The 19,151-nt window shown below is 67.3% G+C and carries 19 protein-coding genes; 8 read left to right on the top strand and 11 right to left on the bottom strand.

The window, feature by feature from the left end:
* Positions 1-83 precede the first annotated feature (83 nt).
* Positions 84-488 carry a hypothetical protein gene (locus tag P3102_RS21000; protein WP_276361064.1) on the top strand — a complete coding sequence of 135 codons (405 nt, stop codon included), beginning with the start codon at positions 84-86 and terminating at the stop codon, positions 486-488.
* Here the strand turns inward: P3102_RS21000 and P3102_RS20995 are convergent.
* A complete protein-coding gene (locus P3102_RS20995) occupies positions 466-1,020 on the bottom strand; it encodes a hypothetical protein (RefSeq protein WP_276361062.1) in 555 nt (184 codons plus the stop codon). The genes P3102_RS21000 and P3102_RS20995 overlap by 23 nt on opposite strands.
* A gap of 64 nt (positions 1,021-1,084) precedes the next feature.
* On the opposite strand from P3102_RS20995, the gene P3102_RS20990 reads away from it, so the two are divergent.
* Positions 1,085-1,654 carry an MFS transporter gene (locus P3102_RS20990; protein WP_276361061.1) on the top strand — a complete coding sequence of 190 codons (570 nt, stop codon included), beginning with the start codon at positions 1,085-1,087 and terminating at the stop codon, positions 1,652-1,654.
* 507 nt (positions 1,655-2,161) lie between these two features.
* Here P3102_RS20990 and P3102_RS20985 read toward each other — a convergent pair.
* The 6 genes from P3102_RS20985 to P3102_RS20960 are packed head-to-tail and all read right to left on the bottom strand — an operon-like array spanning position 2,162 to position 8,493.
* Positions 2,162-2,872: an aldolase/citrate lyase family protein gene (locus tag P3102_RS20985; RefSeq protein WP_276361059.1), complete on the bottom strand. Its 711-nt coding sequence runs from the start codon at positions 2,870-2,872 to the stop codon at positions 2,162-2,164.
* Between the two features lie 44 nt (positions 2,873-2,916).
* On the bottom strand, positions 2,917-3,702 hold the full coding sequence (gene hpaH, locus P3102_RS20980; protein ID WP_276361058.1) for a 2-oxo-hept-4-ene-1,7-dioate hydratase: 786 nt from the start codon (positions 3,700-3,702) through the stop codon (positions 2,917-2,919).
* Positions 3,703-3,711: 9 nt separating this feature from the next.
* Positions 3,712-4,806, bottom strand: coding sequence for a 3,4-dihydroxyphenylacetate 2,3-dioxygenase (hpaD, locus tag P3102_RS20975; protein WP_276361056.1), 1,095 nt, complete (start codon positions 4,804-4,806; stop codon positions 3,712-3,714).
* Positions 4,807-4,836: 30 nt separating this feature from the next.
* Positions 4,837-6,342 carry a 5-carboxymethyl-2-hydroxymuconate semialdehyde dehydrogenase gene (gene hpaE / locus P3102_RS20970; RefSeq protein ID WP_276361055.1) on the bottom strand — a complete coding sequence of 502 codons (1,506 nt, stop codon included), beginning with the start codon at positions 6,340-6,342 and terminating at the stop codon, positions 4,837-4,839.
* Between the two features lie 13 nt (positions 6,343-6,355).
* A complete protein-coding gene (locus P3102_RS20965) occupies positions 6,356-7,027 on the bottom strand; it encodes a GntR family transcriptional regulator (protein ID WP_276361054.1) in 672 nt (223 codons plus the stop codon).
* Positions 7,009-8,493: a fumarylacetoacetate hydrolase family protein gene (locus tag P3102_RS20960; protein ID WP_276361052.1), complete on the bottom strand. Its 1,485-nt coding sequence runs from the start codon at positions 8,491-8,493 to the stop codon at positions 7,009-7,011. The genes P3102_RS20965 and P3102_RS20960 overlap by 19 nt, the downstream gene beginning before the upstream one ends.
* A gap of 149 nt (positions 8,494-8,642) precedes the next feature.
* On the opposite strand from P3102_RS20960, the gene P3102_RS20955 reads away from it, so the two are divergent.
* On the top strand, positions 8,643-10,016 hold the full coding sequence (locus P3102_RS20955) for an MFS transporter (RefSeq protein WP_276361051.1): 1,374 nt from the start codon (positions 8,643-8,645) through the stop codon (positions 10,014-10,016).
* A gap of 35 nt (positions 10,017-10,051) precedes the next feature.
* Here the strand turns inward: P3102_RS20955 and P3102_RS20950 are convergent, their stop codons facing one another.
* Positions 10,052-10,741 (bottom strand): helix-turn-helix domain-containing protein, encoded by a 690-nt coding sequence (locus tag P3102_RS20950; protein ID WP_276361050.1) that lies wholly within the window; start codon positions 10,739-10,741, stop codon positions 10,052-10,054.
* A gap of 71 nt (positions 10,742-10,812) precedes the next feature.
* Here P3102_RS20950 and P3102_RS20945 point away from each other — a divergent pair, with 71 nt between their 5' ends.
* Together P3102_RS20945 and hpaB are read left to right on the top strand one after the other, a co-directional pair.
* The gene (locus tag P3102_RS20945) at positions 10,813-11,358 is read left to right on the top strand and encodes a flavin reductase family protein (RefSeq protein WP_276361049.1); all 546 of its coding nucleotides are present in this window, start codon (positions 10,813-10,815) and stop codon (positions 11,356-11,358) included.
* A gap of 31 nt (positions 11,359-11,389) precedes the next feature.
* Positions 11,390-12,847 (top strand): 4-hydroxyphenylacetate 3-monooxygenase, oxygenase component, encoded by a 1,458-nt coding sequence (gene hpaB, locus P3102_RS20940; protein WP_276361048.1) that lies wholly within the window; start codon positions 11,390-11,392, stop codon positions 12,845-12,847.
* A 138-nt stretch (positions 12,848-12,985) separates the two neighbouring features.
* Here hpaB and P3102_RS20935 read toward each other — a convergent pair whose 3' ends face one another.
* A complete protein-coding gene (locus P3102_RS20935) occupies positions 12,986-13,450 on the bottom strand; it encodes a DUF4383 domain-containing protein (RefSeq protein WP_276361046.1) in 465 nt (154 codons plus the stop codon).
* A 122-nt stretch (positions 13,451-13,572) separates the two neighbouring features.
* Here P3102_RS20935 and P3102_RS20930 point away from each other — a divergent pair, with 122 nt between their 5' ends.
* Positions 13,573-14,328, top strand: a complete 756-nt coding sequence (locus P3102_RS20930; protein WP_276361045.1) for a ZIP family zinc transporter — start codon at positions 13,573-13,575, stop codon at positions 14,326-14,328.
* Between the two features lie 15 nt (positions 14,329-14,343).
* Here the strand turns inward: P3102_RS20930 and P3102_RS20925 are convergent, their stop codons facing one another.
* Together P3102_RS20925 and P3102_RS20920 are read right to left on the bottom strand one after the other, a co-directional pair.
* The gene (locus P3102_RS20925; protein ID WP_276361044.1) at positions 14,344-14,799 is read right to left on the bottom strand and encodes an ester cyclase; all 456 of its coding nucleotides are present in this window, start codon (positions 14,797-14,799) and stop codon (positions 14,344-14,346) included.
* 725 nt (positions 14,800-15,524) lie between these two features.
* Positions 15,525-16,535: a hypothetical protein gene (locus P3102_RS20920; protein WP_276361043.1), complete on the bottom strand. Its 1,011-nt coding sequence runs from the start codon at positions 16,533-16,535 to the stop codon at positions 15,525-15,527.
* Positions 16,536-16,728: 193 nt separating this feature from the next.
* Here P3102_RS20920 and P3102_RS20915 point away from each other — a divergent pair, with 193 nt between their 5' ends.
* Together P3102_RS20915 and P3102_RS20910 are read left to right on the top strand one after the other, a co-directional pair.
* Entirely contained in the window at positions 16,729-18,129 is a 1,401-nt protein-coding gene (locus P3102_RS20915) for a fatty acid desaturase (protein ID WP_276361041.1), read from the top strand.
* 236 nt (positions 18,130-18,365) lie between these two features.
* Positions 18,366-18,992 carry a TetR family transcriptional regulator gene (locus tag P3102_RS20910; RefSeq protein WP_276361040.1) on the top strand — a complete coding sequence of 209 codons (627 nt, stop codon included), beginning with the start codon at positions 18,366-18,368 and terminating at the stop codon, positions 18,990-18,992.
* The last annotated feature ends 159 nt before the right edge of the window (positions 18,993-19,151 follow it).

The following is a 19,151-nucleotide window of genomic DNA, read 5'->3' as shown; positions in this document are numbered from 1 at the left end:
CGGGTGATGTCGGGCTGGGACGGGATCTCTCCCGCCCGGGTAGTCGCTAGTCTTGATCTCCGACTGCGAAGGAGACTGAATTCATGGCGGAATGGGCCGATCTGGTCGCGTTCGTACGGCAACAATATCGGGTGGTGAAGGACGAACCGGACGAAATCCGCATCCGGTTGTCCTACGGCGACGACGACTACGAAGAGCGGGCCCAAACCGTGGTCATCGCGCGGGAGATCTTCGACCGCCGCGAAGACTGGGTGCAGATCGCGACGCCGTTCGCGCGCGTCGACCAGGTCGACCTCGCGACCGTGCTGACGGAGATCGGCAACACGATCGTCGTCGGGGGATTGGTGGTCATGGGAGAACACCTGGTGCTGCGCCATTCCCTGCCGTTGGTGAACCTCGACATCAACGAGTTCACCGATCCGCTCGAACTCGTCGCGGGTTCCGCGGAGCTGCTGGAGCAGCAGTTCACCGGGCGCGACGACTACTGAGCCGCGTGACCTCGTCGTACGAGGTCACGCGTTCGCATTCCTCTTCGGTCAGTTTGTCGATGGCCGCCCGGCACGCTTGTGCCTGAGCCGTACCGGGCAGTTCCCCCTGGAGAAAAAGCGGGAGTCCGAGTTCGAAACCGCAGCGGGCACGCACTCCGTAGCGGTGCCGGGTGCGGGCGACGGCGGTGGCGACGCGGAGCGCGTGCTCGGTACCCGGCGGCGTCGCGGGCTTGTCGGTCTCGATCGCGGCGAACCGGAAACCGGTGGCGTGGTCGCATTTCCCGCAGCCGGTGGGCCCCGCGCCGAGCGCGTTGCCACAGTCGGTGCAGTCCACCCTGTCGTAGGCGGCGTCGACGACTCGCCATTCGAACACGGAGGTGTCGGTGACGACCAGTTCGACGAGGTCGCTCTCCGCTTCCGTGCCGGCGGTGACACCGTATTCCTCGAGGAGGCGGCGCCAGCGGTCCTCGATGCTCGCCTCGACGGCCACCAAGGCCTCGGCGGGGCCGCCGCCGCGCGGAAGAACGGTCATGGCGGCACCCTAGACCGCGCTCGTCCTGGCCGCGATCGTTATTTTCCTGGATGGGTTGTGCGCTATGGGTACTTCCAGATGGGGCGGACTCGCGGCCCTGCTCGCCGGCTTCTTCGTGCTCCTGCTGGACACGACCATCGTCGCGGTGGCGAGCCCGAGCATCCAAGCCGATCCGGGCGGGGACGTCGCCGCGTTCTTCTGGGTGACGGCGGGCTACCTGCTCGCGTTTTCGGTTCCCTTGCTGGTCGCCGGCCGACTGGGTGACCTCTTCGACCCCGAGCGTGTCTACCTCATCGGGCTGGTGGTGGCGTTGGACCTGAACCCCTGGTGGATCTCGGTGGGCGCCGCGCTTCTGGGTGCCGCCAACGCGATGGCGTGGTCACCGCTGTCCGCGATCGCGACGGCCTCCGTCGACCCCGGCGCCGCAGGCGGCGCCTCGGGTCTGTTCACCACGGTCAGGCAGGTGGGCGCGGTGGCCGGGGTGGCGGTGACCGGCGCGATCCTGGCGGGGCTCGAAGCAAGGCCCGTGGTGGCTTTCGAGGTCGTATTCGGGTTCGTGGGACTTGTGGCTGTCGGTGGTGTCGTTGCCGCTTCTCGACTTCCGGAGCGCTCGCGGGTGGGTGAGGTGGCGTGAGCCCGCTTTCGCAATCGGTCGGCTAATTGTTTCGGGTGGTCGAAGTGAATGGCCGTGAAGCCTTCACGCACCGCCGCCCTTACCGATGGATACCCGGACGCTTCCAGGCACTCGCATTCAGTCCGCCAAGGCGAAGCACCGGTTATCGAGGGGTGAGGCAAGCGTGTCCGGCCGCCGAATCCTTGCGGGACCCGATCACCGCAGGGGTCGTCGGCTACGCCGGTGCGCCTGGGGCGACCCACGAGTACATGAAGGCCTCCTTCCTTGCGCCTAGCGCAAGGAAGGAGGCCTTCATGTACTCACGAGAGAACGGCGGTGGCCTAGCGGGCAGAGGTGTCGTGAGTGGCAGCGTCGTCAGGGCGATCATCACCACTTACGACCTCAGGAAAGCCCGTGAATCGGGCGTATGAAGGAGGCGGTGTGTCCTTGTGGACAGATGAGGCCGAGATCGGCATAAAGGCCGGTGTCCGGCTTGAGTTCCGGAAACGCTTCCCTGGAGTCGACCCCTCAATGATCCGCATGCCGTCGCGCGAGCGCCTCCGAGCCTTGAGCGAGCAGGGTGACATCGGCGCCCACCAGCACGAAAGAAGCGCCGGCAGCAAGGTAACGCTGAGCCTGTGCCGGGTCGAACGCGTTGACCCCCACCGGTTTCCCCTGGGCGCGGACGGCCTCGAAGGTGCGCAAGACGGCCGCTGTGACGTCGGGGTGCGTCTGCTTTCCGAGCAGCCCAATCGAGGCGGCCAGGTCGGATGGGCCGACGAAGACCCCGTCCACCCCGTCGACAGCGGCGATCTCGGCGGCGGCCGCGACACCTGCCGTCGACTCGATCTGGACGAACAGCGACGTGAACTCCTCGGCCTTCGCGAGGTAGTCCTCGACGCGGTTCCAGCGCGCCGACCGCGACAAAGCACTGCCGACGCCGCGCACGCCTCGCGGCGGATAGCGAACGGCCCGCACGACGGCCTCCGCCTCCTCCGCGCTGTCGACCATGGGTACCAGCAGGTTCTGCGCGCCCAGGTCGAGCAACTGCTTCAGCGCGACGGCGTCACCGGACGGGGCACGCACCATCGGCGTGATGGGATACGCGGCGATCGTCTGCAGTAACGCTTGCACCGTTTCGAGCCCGGCGGGGGAGTGCTCGGTGTCGACGAGCAGCCAGTCGAGTCCGGAGCCCGCGCAGATCTCCGCGACGACCGGGCTGCCCGACGTGACCCACATGCCGATCCGTGGTCGCTCAGTCAGTCGCTCCCGGAACGGCGTGTCTAGACGAAGCGGCACGTGATCGCCCCCAGGTCCCGGTAGTCGGCGGTCACGGTGTCGCCGGGACGCACCCACATCGGCCGGGTGAACGAGCCCGCCAGCACGATGTCACCCGGATCGAGGTGGTCGCCGTGCTGCGCGAGTTTGTTCGCCAGCCAGGCGACACCGTTCGCGGGATGGTTCAACACCGCGGCGGCGACACCGGATTCCTCGATGGTTTCGTTGCGGTACAACAACGCGGAAACCCACCGCAGGTCGACGGCGTCCACGGCGACCGGATTGCCGCCGTAGACCATCCCGCCCATGGCGGCGTTGTCGCTGATCGTGTCCACGATGGTCCGTCCCGCCATTTCGATGCGCGACGACAGGATCTCCAGTGCGGGCACGACGTACTCGGTCGCGCGCAGGACGTCGAACACCGTGGTGTCCGGTCCGGCGAGGGAATCACGGAGCACGAAGGCCAGCTCGACCTCGATGCGCACGTTCGAGAACCGGCTGTGTTCGAGCACGGATCCGTTCTCGAACACCATGTCCGCGAAGATGGCGCCGTAATCGGGTTCGGTGATCCCGGTGGCGGCCTGCATGACCTTCGACGTGAGCCCGATCTTGCGGCCGACCGGACGGCGCCCCGCCGCGATGCCCCGCCGCCGCCATTCGTTCTGCACGGCATAGGAGTCCTCGACGGTCATTTCCGGATAACGTGCCGTCAGCAGCGGGATCGTCTTCCGGGTCTCCTCCGCGGCCGCCAGTTCGTCGGCGATCGCGGTGATCGTTTCCTGTTCGAGCATGTTCCCGCCTCAGAGCTGGTTGCCGAGTTTGTACTCGCCCTGTTTCCAGGCCGGCAGTTCGCCGTCGTCGTCACCCTTGCGGGTGTAGGAGAAGCCGTCGGCGCCGATGGTGACCTCCAGTTCGCTGTCCTCGGTTCTCGCGGCCACCGGCTGCGGTTTACCGTCGAGGTCGAGCACGAGGGAGGCGTCGGTGTACCAGGACGGGACCACCGGCGTGCCCCACCAGTCGCGGCGCTGATTGTCGTGCACGTCCCAGGTGACGACCGGGTTGTCGGGGTCACCGGTGTAGTAGTCCTGCGTGTAGATCTCGACGCGGTGCCCGTCCGGGTCGCGCAGGTACAGGTAGAATGCGTTCGAGACGCCGTGCCTGCCGGGGCCGCGTTCGATGTGGTCCGACATCCGCAGTGAGCCGAGTTTGTCGCAGATGGACAGGATGTTGTGCTTCTCGTGGGTGGCGAAGGCGACGTGGTGCATCCGCGGTCCGTCGCCACCGGTCATCGCGGTGTCGTGCACGGTCGGCTTGCGGCGCATCCAGGCCGCGTAGGTGACGCCCTGGTCGTCCTGGATGTCTTCGGTGACCCGGAAATCGAGGTCCTCCATGTGCTTGACCGCGAGCGGGACGTCCGGCGTGACCTGGTTGAAGTGGTCGAGCCGGACGAGAGCGCCCGGAACGTGCAGGTCGTAGCGCCAGCTGAGCCGGTCGACGTGCTGGACGTCGTGGAAGAACTCGAGCGGGAAGCCGAGCGGGTCCTGCACGCGCACCGAGTCCCCGATGCCCCTGATGAAACCGTTTTCCTTGCGTTCCACCCGGCAGCCCAGTTCGGTGTAGAACGCGACGGCCTTGTCCAGGTCCTCCGGCGACCGCACCCGGTAGGAGAACGCCGCGACCGCGGCGACCGGGCCCTGGCGCAGTACGAGGTTGTGATGGATGAACTCGTCGATCGTGCGGAGGCTGACCGTGGTGTCGTCCTCTTCGGTCACCGTCAGTCCGAGGACGTCGGCGTAGAAGGCACGTGACCGCGCCAGGTCGGTGACGACGAGTTCCATGTACGCGCAGCGCAGGACGTCCGGCGGCGGTGATTTGGGGGTGGGGATCGGCTTCATTGCGTCATCCTTCGTGGACGGGGAACGGGGTCAGCCCTTGCCGAAGGCGGGGTTGTGCACCTCGCCGAGATTGATGTGCACCGCCTGCTGGTCGGTGTAGAAGTCGATCGAGCGGTAGCCGCCCTCGTGCCCCAGTCCGGACGCCTTGACCCCGCCGAAGGGGGTGCGCAGATCACGGACGTTGTTCGAGTTGAGCCACACCATGCCCGCCTCGACGGACTGCGCGAAGTTGTGCGCCCGCTTGAGGTCGTTGGTCCAGACGTAGGCCGCGAGCCCGTACTTCGTGTTGTTCGCGAGTTCGAGCGCCTCTTCCTCGGTGTCGAACGGCGTGATCGCGACGACCGGGCCGAAGATTTCCTCCTGGAAGATCCGGGCGTCCGGTTCGACGTCGGCGAACACCGTCGGCGCCACGTAGTTCCCGGTCGGGAAGCCGTCGGGGCGGCCGCCGCCGGCGACCAGCCTGGCCTCGGTCTTCCCGATCTCGATGTACTTCATGACCTTTTCGTAGTGCTCGGGATGCACCAATGCGCCGACCTCGGTCCCGGGCTCGCTCGGGTCACCCACCACCACCCGTTCGGCTTGCGCGGCGTACCGCTCGACGAACTCGTCGTAGATCGCGCGCTCGACCAGGATCCGGCTGCCCGCCGTGCAGCGTTCGCCGTTGAGGGAGAACACGCCGAAGATGGTCGCGTCGATCGCGGTCTCCAGATCGGCGTCGGCGAAGACGATGGCGGGTGACTTGCCGCCCAGCTCCATCGACAAGCCTTTGAGGAACGGCGCCGCGTTCCCGAAGATCAGGCTGCCGGTCCCACTCTCGCCGGTGAAGGAGATGAGCGGGACGTCCGGGTGCTTCACCAGCGCGTCGCCCGCGTCCTCGCCGAAGCCGTTGACGAGGTTGAACACGCCCTGCGGGAGCCCGGCCTCTTCGAAGATCTCCGCCCACAGCGACGCGGAGAGCGGGGTGAACTCGGCGGGTTTGAGCACGACGGTGTTGCCGGTCGCCAGCGCGGGGGCGAGTTTCCACGATTCCAGCATGAACGGGGTGTTCCACGGCGTGATCAGCCCGGCGACACCGATCGGCTTGCGGTTGACGTAGTTGATCTGACGGCCGGGCACCTTGTAGGTGTCGTCGGCCTGCGCGACGATCAGGTCGGCGAAGAACCGGAAGTTCTCCGCGGCCCGGCGAGCCTGCCCCAGCGCCTGTGAAATCGGCAAGCCCGAGTCGAAGCTCTCCAGTGCCGCGAGCCGCTTGTCCCGCGACTCGACGAGATCCGCGATGCGGTTCAGCACGCGCGAACGCTCGCGCGGCAGCAATTTCGGCCAGGGGCCTTCGGTGAACGCCTTCCGCGCGGCGGCGACGGCGCGGTCGATGTCGGCCTTCTTTCCGGCGGCGGCGCGGACGTAGACCTCGTTGGTCACCGGGTCGAGGACGTCGAAAACGGCGCCATCGGCCGAGTCGGTGAGTTCGCCGCCGATGTAGTGCCGGATCCGCTCCGGGACGCCGTCGGGGATCGGCCGGGGAGTCGTGCTGGTCAAGATTCCTCCTCAGTCAGCGTTTCGCGCGCTCTCGCGCGTCCAAAAAGGCCTGCATGGTGGCCCAGCGGTGATTGCGCGCGGCGAATTCGATGTCGAGCGGGTCGGCTTTCCCGGAGATCAGCCGGAGAAGCTTTTCGTGTTCCTCGACCGACCGGTGTGCGCGGTCGGGGATGAACGCGAAGGTCGAGTCACGCAGTCCGGACAGCCGCGTCCAACCCTGGTGCACGAGGTCGAGGATCTGCGGGTTGGGACAGCAGGCGAACAGCAGCGAGTGGAACCGCTGGTTCAGCGCGGTGAACTCGTGCGCGTCGAAGTGGTCCAGCAGCGCGATCATGCGCTCGTTCACCCGGCGTGCTTTCGCGATGTCCTCTTCGGACAGTCCGGGCGCGGACAGCGCGGTGGCGACCCCTTCGACCACGCCGAGGGTCTGCATCGCGTGGACGTACTCGTTCTGGTCCACCATCGCCACGCGCGCGCCGACGTTGCGCTCGAAGGTCACCAGCCGTTCGGCCTCCAGCCGCCGGATCGCCTCGCGCACCGGGACGACGCTCATGTCGAGCGCGCCGGCGATCTCGGCGAGAACGAGCCGGTAGCCGGGCCCGTACTCGTGCCGGGCGATCCGCTCCCGCAGCCACTCGTAGGCGAGTTCGGACTTGCTGGTGGTCTTCACTGCTTCTTCTGCCATGCCTCATACCTTTCCCGCCACGACTGGTTCAGCGGGAAGAGCCCCTCGATCGGGCGGCCCTGGCCGACCTGCTCGGCGATCCAGGCGTCCTCGTCCTCCTGGACGAGTGTCGCGTCGGCGACCTCTTCGGCCAGCGCCGGCGGGATGACGACCACGCCGTCGTCGTCCCCGACGATGATGTCGCCGGGCAGCACGGTGGCACCGCCGCAGGCGACCGCGACGTCGGTGTCCCACGGCACGTGCTTGCGGCCGAGGACCGCCGGATGCGGGCCCTGGGAGAACACCGGGAGCCCGGTCGCGGCGACGGCTTCGAAGTCACGGACCCCGCCGTCGGTGATCACCCCGGCCGCGCCGAGATAGCGTGCCCGCAACGCCAAGACGTCCCCGAGCGTTCCGGAACCCTTGTCACCGCGGGCTTCGATGACGATCACCTCGCCGCTGCCGACCGAGTCGAACAGGCGTTTCTGCGCGTTGTAGCCGCCGCCGTGGGACTTGAACAGGTCTTCGCGGTTCGGGACGAAACGCAAGGTCCTCGCCGTGCCGACGACCTTCGAGCCGGGCAGATTCGGGCGTACACCGTCGATCGCGACGTTGTTCAAGCCCCGCTTGCGCAGCTGGGCGGACAAGCCGGCGACAGGTGCGCGCAGTAGCTTGGCCCGGAGCTCCTCGCCGATCGCGGGACTGTCCTTCCCGGCAGCTTCCTCCACCGGCGTGCCCCAAGCCTCGGCGCGCTGCTTGTCGTCGACCTCGGGTAGGCCGCCGGTGTCCGAAAAGGACCGGATTCCCTGGGTGACGGTGGTGTGCAGCCGTCCGCTGCTGGCGGAGGTGCCGGGTACGTCCACTTCGACCACCACGACGTCGCCGGGGGAGACCACCGTCGAACCGGCGGGAGTGCCGGTGAGGATGACGTCGCCCGGTTCGAGGGTGAAGTGCTGGGAGAGGTCGGAAACGAACTGCCGCAACGGAAACAGCAGCCCGGCCGTGCTGTCCTCCTGCACCAGGTCGCCGTTCACCCAGGTGCGGATACGCAGCGACGAGGGATCGATGTCACGTGCGTCGATGAGGCCGGGGCCGAGCGGGGTGTAGCCGTCACCGCCCTTGGACCGGACGTTGGAGCCCTTGTCCGCCGCACGCAGATCGTAGAGACCGAAGTCGTTCGCGGCGGTGACCGCGGCGACGTGCTCCCACGCCTTGTCGGGTTCGACCCACCGGGCCGTGGTGCCGATGACCAGCGCGATCTCACCCTCGAAGGCCAGCAGTTCGGTCCCGGCTGGACGTTCGACCGTGCCGCCGGACGTGCCGATCGAGCTCGACGGTTTGAAGAAGTACGACGGGTTCGCCGGACGCCGCCCGCGCTGCGCGGCCCGTGACGCGTAGCTGAGATGGACGGCGATGATCTTGCCCGGCCGGGTGTCCAGCGGACCGGACGCGCGGCCGGAAGGCGCTGATGTCTCGTGAGTGCCCATGTTCCCCTGAATCCCTCGACCCTTGCTTCGTATCTAATAACGTATATGATTCTGTGCCACAGTGGCAAGGTGGTCACCGAGTGGCCTTCGCCTCGCCCGGGATCCCAGCGGGCCGCCACTCGCGTCAGGCCCAGGTCAAAGGAGTCAAGGTGTCGAATCCAGCGCAGGATGCCCGCACGCCCGGCCGGACCGCCCCACCGTCTTCCGATCGGCGCCGGGTCGCCTTCGCGACCGTCGTCGGCACCACGGTCGAGTGGTACGACTTCTTCGTTTACGCGTCCGCCGCCGGCCTCGTGTTCGGCAAGCTGTTCTTCTCCGGTCTCGGTGCCAACAGCACCCTCGTTTCCTTCGCCACGGTGGGCGTGAGCTTCCTGTTCCGTCCGCTCGGTGCCTTCCTGGCCGGGCATTTCGGCGACAAGTACGGCCGTCGTGTGGTCTTGGTGCTCACCTTGATCCTGATGGGTGCCGCGACCACGCTGATCGGTGTGCTCCCGACCTTCGACCAGATCGGGGTCCTCGCGCCGGTGCTGCTGATCCTGCTGCGGATCCTGCAAGGGGTTTCGGCGGGCGGTGAATGGGGCGGCGCCGTGCTGATGGCCGTCGAACACGCGCCGCCTCGGCGAAGGGGTCTCTTCGGTGCCTCGCCGCAGATCGGCGTTCCGCTCGGCCTGCTGCTGGCCTCCGGTGTCCTCGCGCTGACCAGCCTGCTCGTTCCCGGCCAGGCGTTCCTCGACTGGGGCTGGCGGATTCCGTTCCTGCTCAGCGTCGGGCTGATCCTGGTCGGCCACTACGTGCGGCGCCGGGTCGAGGAGAGCCCCGTCTTCCGGGAGATCGCCGAACGCCGCGAGCAGACCCGGACCCCGATCATCCAGCTGTTCCGCAAGCACTCCGTGCTCGTCCTGGTGGCCGCGCTGGTGTTCGCGGGCAACAACGCCGTCGGCTACATGACCACCGGCGGTTACATCCAGAACTACGCGACCAACCCGAAGGGGCCGATCGGCCTCGACCGCGGACCGGTGTTGTGGGCGGTGACCGCGTCGGCGGCGACCTGGTTGCTCTCGACGTGGGCGGCGGGCGCGGTGTCCGACCGGATCGGCAGGCGGCGCACCTACGTACTGGGCTGGATCGCGCAGCTCGCCGGCGTCGCGGTGCTCTTTCCGTTGGTGGACAGCGGCAACATCGTGTTGCTGGCGCTCGGGTTGGTCATCCTCAGTGTCGGTCTAGGGTTCACCTACGGTCAACAAGCCGCGTTCTACGCGGAGCTGTTCCCCGCCTCGATCCGGTTCTCCGGTGTTTCGATCTCCTACGCGCTCGGTGCGATCCTCGGTGGCGCTTTCGCGCCGACGATCGCGACCGCCCTGGTCGGCGCGACCGGCACGTCGATGTCCGTGGCCGTTTACCTGGCGGGGATGACCGTCGTCGGCCTCGTCGCCACCTTGCTGCTGCGGGACCGGTCGGGGATCCCGCTCGGACCGGACCACGAAGCCGAGCAGGCGGTGAGCCCGCTCCGATTCGGTAAGTGACCGCGTTCGAGAAGTGAGCAGTCCGTCCGTGACGCTCATCCGCCGAGAGCGTCACGGACGGCCTTCGCCGCCGCCTTGAGCCGCTCCGCGAGCTCGGCGGGGGCCCGTGTGCTCGACAGATGGACGACGGCGAGTGCCGCCGGATCGTGACCGCGCAGGGGGAGGGGCACCGCCACCGAGCTCAGGTTCTCGATCACTTCGCCCTGGCTGTCCGCGTATCCGCGGGCGGCCGTTTCTCGTACTTCCCGGGACCAGTCTTCGGACGGCAGCTGGGAAAGGATGGCGCGGCCGGGTGCGCCCGCGGTGAGTGGATGCCTGGACCCCGGGCGCTGCGCGACGGACGCGACGGCGTGCCGGGGTTCCACGCTGACCAGGGTCACGCATTCTTCGCGGTCCATCACCGCCACGAAACACGTCATGCCGAGTTCGTTCGCGACCGCGGTCAGTTCGGGCAGCGCGGCGGCCTGCAGGTCGTGCTTGATCCCCGCCGCGAGCGCGGCCAGCCGCGTCCCGAGTTCGAATCTTCCCGCGTGCTCCCGGACGAGAAGCCCGTGGTCCTCGAGTGTGCGGATGAGCCGGTACGCGATCGACCGATGGACGCCGAGGCCTTCGGCGATCTGGTCGACGCTGAGTGCTTCTCGTGCGTCGGCGAGGACTTCGAGCACGCGGATGCCTCGGCTGAGCGTCTGAGACGTGCTGGAAGTCTTGCGGGGGTCCGAAGCCATCATATACGATCCGTTTCGATAATTGAACTGTTTGTTCGATTATAGAACAGGATCGAACTGGAGTGGTCACGATGTCGCGTGAGTCCAGCTTTCCGCCGGGCTCGAATCTCTATCGGCCTCCCGCGCAGTTCTTCCGAGGCTGTCTCGGCCGGTTCGCGACGGGTGTCGCCGTCGTGACCTTCGACGCCACCGCGGCCGATGGGACGGTGAAACGGCACGGCCTGACGGTGAACTCCTTCACCGCGGTTTCGATGGATCCGCCGCTGGTGCTCGTCTCGATCCAGCGGACCGTGAAGAGCCACGACCTGCTCACGGGCCGCCCCTTCGCGGTCAACGTCCTCGGTGCGGAACAGGAGGCGCTCGCGATGAACTTCGCCGGCCGCCCGACTCCCGAAGGGGCGCCGGTCTGGGTCGAAGGCGGGCACGCGCCGCGGCTCGGCGGCGTCCTCAGCTGGTTCGACTGCACGTCATGGGCCGCCTACGACGGCGGCGACCACACCCTGTTCCTCGGCGAGGTGCGGGAGTTCGACTACCGATCCGGTGACGCGCTCGGCTTCGTCGACGGGCAGTTCTCGACCATCCACGAATCCGTGCAAGGCCACGAATCCCTGTTCTGACAACGACGTCCCCCTCGAGAAGGAGCACGACATGGGAGCCCGTACCGGACGGCAGTATCTCGACAAGCTCAACGCGATGACGCCGGAGTTGTACGTCGACGGCGAGAAGGTGACTTCGAAGGTCGCCGAGCATCCGGCGTTCCGCAACAACGCGCTGACCTACGCGAAGCTGTTCGACCTCCAGCACGACCCGGCGCACCGTGACGTCCTCACCTACGAATCACCGACGACGGGGGAGCGCGTCGGAACCTCGTTCCTGGTGCCGCGCACCGAGGAGGACCTCAAGCGGCGCCGTGCCGCCTTCTCCGTGTGGGCGCAGTACGCAGGGGGTTTCCTCGGCCGCACCGGCGACTACATGAACTCGTCGCTCACCGCGCTGTCGACCGCGAAGAAGTTCTTCTCCCAGGCGGATCCCGTCTTCGGCGAGCGCATCGAGAAGTACTACGAAACGGCGCGTGAGAACGACCTCCTCGCGACGCACACCCTGATCCCGCCGCAGGTCAACCGTTCGGTGTCCGGAAGTCAGCAGGGCGGCGGCAATCTGTCGGCGAAGGTGGTCGAGGAACGGGAGGACGGCATCGTCGTCCGCGGTGCCCGGATGCTCGCCACCATCGCGCCGATCGCGGACGAACTCCTGGTGTTCCCCTCGACCGTCCTGCGCGGCACCCCCGAGGACGCGCCGTACTCCTACGCTTTCGCCGTCCCGAACGACGCGCCCGGGCTGAAGTACTTCTGCCGCGCCGGACTCGACCACGGCCGCTCGCGTTTCGACGAGCCGCTCGCCTCGCGGTTCGAGGAGATGGACGCGGTCGTGGTGTTCGACGACGTCTTCGTCCCGAACGAGCGAGTGTTCCTGCTGGGGCATCCGGAACTGTGCAACGCGTGGTACTCCGAGACCGGCGCCGGCGCGCTCATGACCCATCAGGTCGTCACGCGCACCCTGGCCAAGACCGAGTTCTATCTCGGTCTCGCCAGCGAGATCGCCGCCGCGATCGGCATCGGCGGCTTCCAGCACATCCAGCAGGACCTGTCGGAGCTGATCTCCTACGTCGAGATCGAGAAGGCCGTGCTGCGCGCGGCGGAAGCCGACGGCAAGGTGAGCGAAGACGGTGTCTTCCTGCCCAAGTGGGAAGTCCTCAACGCCGCCCGGAACTGGTATCCCACGAAGGTCTCGCCGCGGCTGACCGAGATCATCCGCAAGTTCTCCGCGTCCGGCCTCATGGCTCTGCCGGGGGAAGCGGACTTCGAGGCCGAAGGCCGTCCCGACATCGACACCTACCTTCAATCGGCCACGCTGCCCGCCAAGGACCGCGCGCGACTGTTCAAGCTGGCGTTCGACGCGTCGGTCTCGAGCTTCGCCGGGCGTGAGTCGCTGTACGAGTACTTCTTCTTCGGCGACCCGGTGCGGATGGCGGGTGCCCAGGTGAACGCGTACCCGCGGGAGGCGCTGCAGGAACGGGTCCGGGAGCTGCTGGCGCGGGACGACTGATCCGAGCCGGACGTCACCCGTGACCGGATCCGCCGTGTGTTCCGCGTCCGATCACGCGAGTGGCGCCCTCCGTCCCGCGTGAACCCGCTGACCGGAGAAAGTCCGGGCCCGTCGCCTCCGCGGCGGGCCCGGACTTTCTCATTCGTGCTGCAGTTCGGGCTCCGGGTAGTCGCCCGCCTTGCGTTCGAGCGCCGTGGTGAGGAGACCCAGCGCGACCATGCCGAGGCCGAGGCCGAGATGCAGCCAGTTGTCGGCGACGTTGAACGGCAGGAAGTTACCCGGGCTGCTCTGGGGGATCACCAGACCGACGATCCACAGGAGCAGATAGAGCCCGCCGCCGACCATGAGGAAGACACGGGAGGCGGCGCGTTTGCGAGCGGCGAGCACGCCCACCACGCCGAAGAGCAAATGCACCAGGTTGTGCAGGATCGACACGGCGAAGACACCGAACAAGCGGGCTTCGGAATGGTGTCCGGCGAATTTCAGCCCGTCGTAGCCGGTGGTGATGCCCGGGATGAAGCCGAGGATCCCGACCACGAGAAAGGCCACGCCGACGATCAGGGCGGCCACCTGCGGCGGATGCCGTCGGGTGCCGCGTGTCACGCCTTCTTGTTCCATGAGGGCCGGGTACCCGCGCGTTCTGCGGGGCAATCCTCCTGACGCGCGTCCGGCCACCGGATCGGACAGACTGAACGCCGGGATTTCCGAACGAGGAGGAGGCTCGGGTGCCGGAACTACTCGCCGCGGGCGGCTGGGGCCTGCTGGCCGGGTCGGCGTTGCTGCTGGGCGCGGTGGCGGGCTTCCTCGTCCGAATTCCGGGCAAGGCCGTGGCGGGTGTGATGGCCTTCGGCAGCGGCGTGCTGATCTCCGCCGTCTCCTTCGAACTGATCGCCGAGGCCCACGAGAAGGGCGGCTTCCTGCCGACCGCGCTCGGCGCTCTCGGCGGCGCGCTGATCTATACTCTCGCCAACGTCGCTCTGGCCCGGCGAGGCGCCCGCCATCGTAAACGCTCCGGTGGCCAGCAACCGTCCGAAACCGAGCAAGCGGGCTCCGGGACCGCCATCGCGCTCGGTGCCCTGCTGGACGGTATCCCCGAATCGATGGTGATCGGCACCAGCCTGCTCGGTGGCGGAAGCGTCAGCGTGGTGACCGTGGCCGCCGTGTTCATCAGCAACGTCCCGGAAGGGTTGTCCAGTGCCGCGGGGATGAAGCGGGCGGGCCGGAGTCCGCGCTACGTCTTCCTCCTGTGGAGTGGTATCGCCGTGATCAGCGGTGTGGCGGCCCTGCTCGGCTACGGCGTTCTCGGCGGCGCTTCCGGCGCCACCCTGGCGGTGATCACGGCGATCGCCGGCGGCGCGATCCTCGCCATGATCGCCGACACGATGATCCCCGAGGCCTTCGAAGACGCGCAGCTGTGGACCGGGTTGATCACGGTCGCCGGCTTCCTCACCGCGTTCGGCCTTTCGCACGTCGGCGGCTGATCACCGGCTGCTTGTTCAGACCTCGCCCGACGCCAGGAGGGTCAGCAGTTCGGCGTGCCCGGCCTGGGTGATCAGGCTGGCGGCGTCGAAGTAGACGCGCTCGTTGGTGATCCGGTCCCCGTCGAAGAAGAACACCGCGATGATCGGCACCCGGAACGCCTTGCCGGTGGGCGGGCGGCCGTAGAACTCGCCGAGGTTGGTGCCGAGCAGGTCGAATTCGACGACGACCGACTCGTCGGCGAAGTGGTACCGCACGTTGTCGTGCCGCTGGTCCGGGAAAGCCGTCCGGGTCATGCGGTAGTACGCCATGACCTCTTCGTCGCCGTCGAAGATCTGCCCGGTCGCCATGATCTCGTAGTGCGGATGGCCGTTGAAGGTGTCCAGGGTGCGCTCGAACTCGTGGGCCACCTCGGTGTCCATGTGCTCTTCGATGATCTTGTGGCGGCGTTCGCGCAGGTCTTCGCTGATCACTGGTCCTCCGGGTCGTTCCTGGTCGCGATCCGGAGCCTACCGCCCGCGGCCTCGTCGTCGGTTCCGTGGAGCAGGCTGCCGCATGAGTGCGAAAGACAGGTCATGGCTTCGATCTTGTGTCCGGGGAGTCGGCGATCATCGTCGGGACGGGGCGAGGACGCCCGCCGCGTATACGGCTGTGACGCCAGCGTTGGGTCGTGAAGTCCGTGAAGGCCTCCTTGAGGGACCCTGCGTCCCTCAAGGAGGCCTTCACGGACTTGTGCGGCGCCCACTATTCCGCTAGCACCGCTAGGAAAGCTAGCGACACTAAAGGTCCCTTGCTCCTTCGGTGCCGCCGCCGCGAAAGCGATGCGAAGGCTCCTGGCGCGAGGAATACGGACCGATCCGTGCTTTGCCCACCCCTGACCAGGCCGACGATGAGGGTTGACCGCTTACCGCGTACCGGTGTCGACGATGGAGGAATCGGGACGTTGAGTGTCCCAATTCCTCCATCGTCGAGAGGATGTTCCGGTCCCAGTGCTTGAGCAACGGACGACACACCGCCCAGCACCACCCACAGCGACAGCGAGACAAAGCCGGATTCCCATGGGCAAGCAAATAAAGTCCCTCAAGGAGGCCTTCACGGACTCGTCACCCACACGACACCCTTGCTTACCCCTCAACAGTTCAGGAACCGGCCGGGAGGAATCGATGCACTCCGATCCGCGCCGGAATGGAGTGAAAGTTCAGCTACAGGACAGAGTGCCGGCGCGAAGTGCGTGGCCGTCTTCGTTCCCGTCGTCGGCCCAGACCACCTGCTTGCTTCCCGAAACACAGGCGCCCGCGATGGTGAAGCCTTCGTTGTTGTGGTCCGGCATCCCGTCCGGGCGGTCGTATGTGGCGGTCACGGCGAACTTGCCCTGCGGGCCGACGGCGAGTGTCGTCGAGGCGCCGCCGCAGTTGTCGTCGCAAACCGCCCACAGTTTGCCGGTCGAAGTCTCGTACTCGAGTTCCATGATCGAGTCGAGACCGCTCGCGAAACTCGCGACGCGGGTGTACTTCCCGCCCGCCTGGTCCAGCGCGTAGGCGTAGATCATCCCGTTGCTCTCGAGGCCGACCAGGTAGAGGCCGGTGCCGTGACCGGGGTAGCTGCCCGGGTTGTACGGCGCCTTCGTGCGCTCGTCCACGAATCCCTTCGCGGTGAGGGCGCTGTCGGGGATCCACGAGACGGCTTCGAGACCGTCGTTGGCCGAGACCTTCGGCAGATCCGCGGTCAGATTCCACTCGGCCTTGGCGGTGAGGGTCTTGGCCGAGCCGGAAACGTCGTAACGGAGCACCTTGAGCGCGCTCGTCTTGCTGTTGTCGCCGTCGCGTTCGGTGGCCGCGACCACGCCGTCCGGGGTGGCCACGACGGCTTCGGCGTCGGGATCACCCTTGCCGTCGCGGTAGCGCAGCGCCTTGCCCGAGGACCAGCCGTTGGCGGTGTCCGGCTGCCACTTCGTGCCGTTGCGCACGAGACGGTACAGCGTGCCGGGACCGTTCTTGACCGCCCAAAGGACACCGGGTTCGCCGAAGGACAAGCCGCTCATGTTGCCGCCGAGGACGTTCGAGCCGTCGGCGTTCGTGACGGCGGAAGCGCCAGGCCAAGGGCTGTTCGCCGCGGTGCTCGCGGCGGCGGCCGTGGCGGGCGGCGCCAGCAGGGCCACGGCGACGGCGGCCACGGCGACGGGTCGGATCCGACGAGATGATCGGGGCATTCGCGCTCCTTCGGGGCGGACGAAGTGGGTCGCGGCGTGTCAGCTCAAGTTAAGTAAGTTTCTTTACTAACGCAAGATATCGCCGAGTTCCCAACGAACGAAGCAACGCCGGATTTACAAATAATGACTACTTGTCAAACTTGATGTACATCACCTAAAGTTTTGTAAACCCAGCCCGGCGGAGGAGGGTGCGATGAACCAGCTGACGGGCACGATCCCGGCGGGCTCGACCGAACGATGGACCGACCGCAAGCGATACCTGTGGTTGATCGGCTTGGTCGTCCCCTCGCTCGCGTTCCTGGCCATCGGGCTGCACGCGGCCACCGGCTGGGGAGTGTGGTTCTGGCTCGGGCCGATCGTGATCCTGGTGATCGTGCCGCTGATCGACCTGCTCGCGGGGCTCGATCGCAGCAATCCGCCCGACGACGTGATCGAGCGGCTGGAGCGGGACCGCTACTACCGGTGGATCACCTTCGCCTTCCTGCCCATCCAGTACGCGGGTTTCGTGGTCGCGTTCTGGCTGATCGCCCGCGGTGATCTCTCCGTCGCGGACAAGGTCGGCCTGGCGATCTCGATCGGCTGCATCGGGGGCATCGGCATCAACACCGCGCACGAACTGGGGCACAAGAAGGAACGCCACGAACGCTGGCTGTCGAAGATCGCACTGGCACAGAGTTTCTACGGACACTTCTACATCGAGCACAACCGCGGCCACCACGTCCGGGTGGCGACTCCGGAGGATCCGGCCAGCAGCCGGGTGGGGGAAAGCTTCTACCGGTTCTGGCCGCGCACGGTGTTCGGCTCCCTGGAATCGGCGTGGCGCCTGGAGCGCAAGCGGTACGCCCGGCGCGACCGGCATCCGTTCCGGATCGGCAACGACGTGCTCAACGCCTGGCTGATGTCGGCGGTGCTGTGGGCGGCGATGACCGGGTGGCTCGGCCCGGGGATCCTGCCGTACCTGGTGATCCAGGCCGTGATCGGCTTCTCGCTGCTGGAGGTCGTGAACTACATGGAGCACTACGGCATGCGGCGGCGGAAGGTCGGCCCGCCGAATCGGCGACGCTACGAACGCGTGGACCCCGGTCACAGCTGGAATTCCAACAACATCGCCACCAACGTCCTGCTCTACCACCTGCAACGGCACAGCGACCACCACGCCAACCCGACCCGCCGCTACCAGACGCTGCGCGATTTCGCGGAATCGCCGGTCCTGCCGACGGGCTACGCCGGGATGATCGTGCTGGCCTTGATCCCACCGGTGTGGCGGCGAGTGATGGATCCACGCGTGCTCGCGCATTTCGACGGTGACATCTCCCGCGCCAACATCCAGCCGTCGAAACGCGCCAAGATCTTGGCACGTTACGGAACGCGCGTCACCGCGCCGTCCCGCGTCGCCGCCGACACGCACGGCGACGCGACCGAGGGCGGGACGTGCCCCGGTTGCGGCTACGTCTACGACGAGGAACTCGGCGACCCCCGTGAAGGTTTCCCCGCCGGAACGCCGTGGTCGGCGATCCCGGATTCGTGGTGCTGCCCGGACTGCGGGGTGCGGGAGAAGGTCGATTTCGTGGCACCGGGAAAGGTCGGAGCCTGATGAAGATCGAGGCCGCCGCGCGAGATGTGACTGGGCATACGAGGCGATAACGCCCGGCTTCTTCGAGGTGGACGACTACGGCACGGTCGTCACCCGAAGCCGCGGGACTGATCGTGGCGCTGGTCGTCGTGGGAGCAGCGGCTTGGAAAGTGTGTCCCGAACAGGCGAGCCGGCAGCGGATGCCATGTCCCGGCTACGGAAATCCGAAAGCGCGCCCTGAAAAGGCACGGCCTAGAATGACGATCATGAGCGAGGCGCCGGTCACGGGAGGTCCGTACCGTCGACCGATCGTCGCGGCGGCGATCGAGGTGACCGTGCGCTCCGGCTGGTCCTCGGTGACGATGAGCAAGCTCGCGGAGATCGTCGGCGTCAGCCGCCAGACCGTCTACAACGAACTCGGCTCGAAGAACCAGCTGGCCGAAGCGATGATCTCGCACGAACTCGGCCGGTTCCTCTCAATCGTCCAGGACGCCTTCGAAGGGCATCCCGAAAACCTTGTCGAGGCGATCCACGACGCCGTCCGCGGCGTCCTCGAACTCGCCGACGACAACCTCCTGCTGCGAGCCATCGTCTCGGCGACGCACGGCGCCGACACCGAGTTGCTGCCACTGCTGACGGTGCGGGCCGGGAGCCTCCTGAGCGAGGCGACGCTCATGCTGCGCGGTCGCGTTCATGCCTACGGTCCACCGCTGGACGCGGAGCAGCTGAACGTGGCGATCGACGTCGTGGTCCGGACCGTGCTGAGCCACGTCATGCAGCCGTCGGACACTCCGGCGCGTACGGCCGACGCGCTGGCGTGGATGGCGTCGCGCGTGCTGGGCGCGTCGACGAGCCGCTCGCTGCGGCATCCTTCGCAGGACTAGAACCGAGGTCCCGCGGGGCTCGACCGGGTGCTGGCAGGGACCACCGATTTCGGGGCGGGCAGATCCGAATCCTCCGTTGACCAAGAATCTCCCCGGAAACCGAGGCGAGCGACACGGAGGTGCCGAGTGGGGAAAGATCGTGCTGGGGCGAAAGTGACG

It is taken from the genome of Amycolatopsis sp. QT-25 (assembly GCF_029369745.1).
Lineage (GTDB): Bacteria > Actinomycetota > Actinomycetes > Mycobacteriales > Pseudonocardiaceae > Amycolatopsis.
Note: the sequence above shows the minus strand (reverse complement) of the source record. Positions and strands in the feature narration are given on the sequence as shown.

Coding starts and splice junctions, on each gene's coding strand:
- P3102_RS21000 (WP_276361064.1), top strand. CDS start 84: ATGGCGGAATGGGCCGATCTGGTCGCGTTCGTACGGCAACAATATCGG.
- P3102_RS20920 (WP_276361043.1), bottom strand. CDS start 16,535: ATGCCCCGATCATCTCGTCGGATCCGACCCGTCGCCGTGGCCGCCGTC.
- P3102_RS20960 (WP_276361052.1), bottom strand. CDS start 8,493: ATGGGCACTCACGAGACATCAGCGCCTTCCGGCCGCGCGTCCGGTCCG.
- hpaH (WP_276361058.1), bottom strand. CDS start 3,702: ATGCTCGAACAGGAAACGATCACCGCGATCGCCGACGAACTGGCGGCC.
- hpaD (WP_276361056.1), bottom strand. CDS start 4,806: ATGAAGCCGATCCCCACCCCCAAATCACCGCCGCCGGACGTCCTGCGC.
- P3102_RS20965 (WP_276361054.1), bottom strand. CDS start 7,027: ATGGCAGAAGAAGCAGTGAAGACCACCAGCAAGTCCGAACTCGCCTAC.
- P3102_RS20990 (WP_276361061.1), top strand. CDS start 1,085: ATGGGTACTTCCAGATGGGGCGGACTCGCGGCCCTGCTCGCCGGCTTC.
- P3102_RS20910 (WP_276361040.1), top strand. CDS start 18,366: ATGACGATCATGAGCGAGGCGCCGGTCACGGGAGGTCCGTACCGTCGA.
- P3102_RS20945 (WP_276361049.1), top strand. CDS start 10,813: ATGTCGCGTGAGTCCAGCTTTCCGCCGGGCTCGAATCTCTATCGGCCT.
- P3102_RS20915 (WP_276361041.1), top strand. CDS start 16,729: ATGAACCAGCTGACGGGCACGATCCCGGCGGGCTCGACCGAACGATGG.
- P3102_RS20995 (WP_276361062.1), bottom strand. CDS start 1,020: ATGACCGTTCTTCCGCGCGGCGGCGGCCCCGCCGAGGCCTTGGTGGCC.
- P3102_RS20985 (WP_276361059.1), bottom strand. CDS start 2,872: ATGTGGGTCACGTCGGGCAGCCCGGTCGTCGCGGAGATCTGCGCGGGC.
- P3102_RS20950 (WP_276361050.1), bottom strand. CDS start 10,741: ATGGCTTCGGACCCCCGCAAGACTTCCAGCACGTCTCAGACGCTCAGC.
- hpaB (WP_276361048.1), top strand. CDS start 11,390: ATGGGAGCCCGTACCGGACGGCAGTATCTCGACAAGCTCAACGCGATG.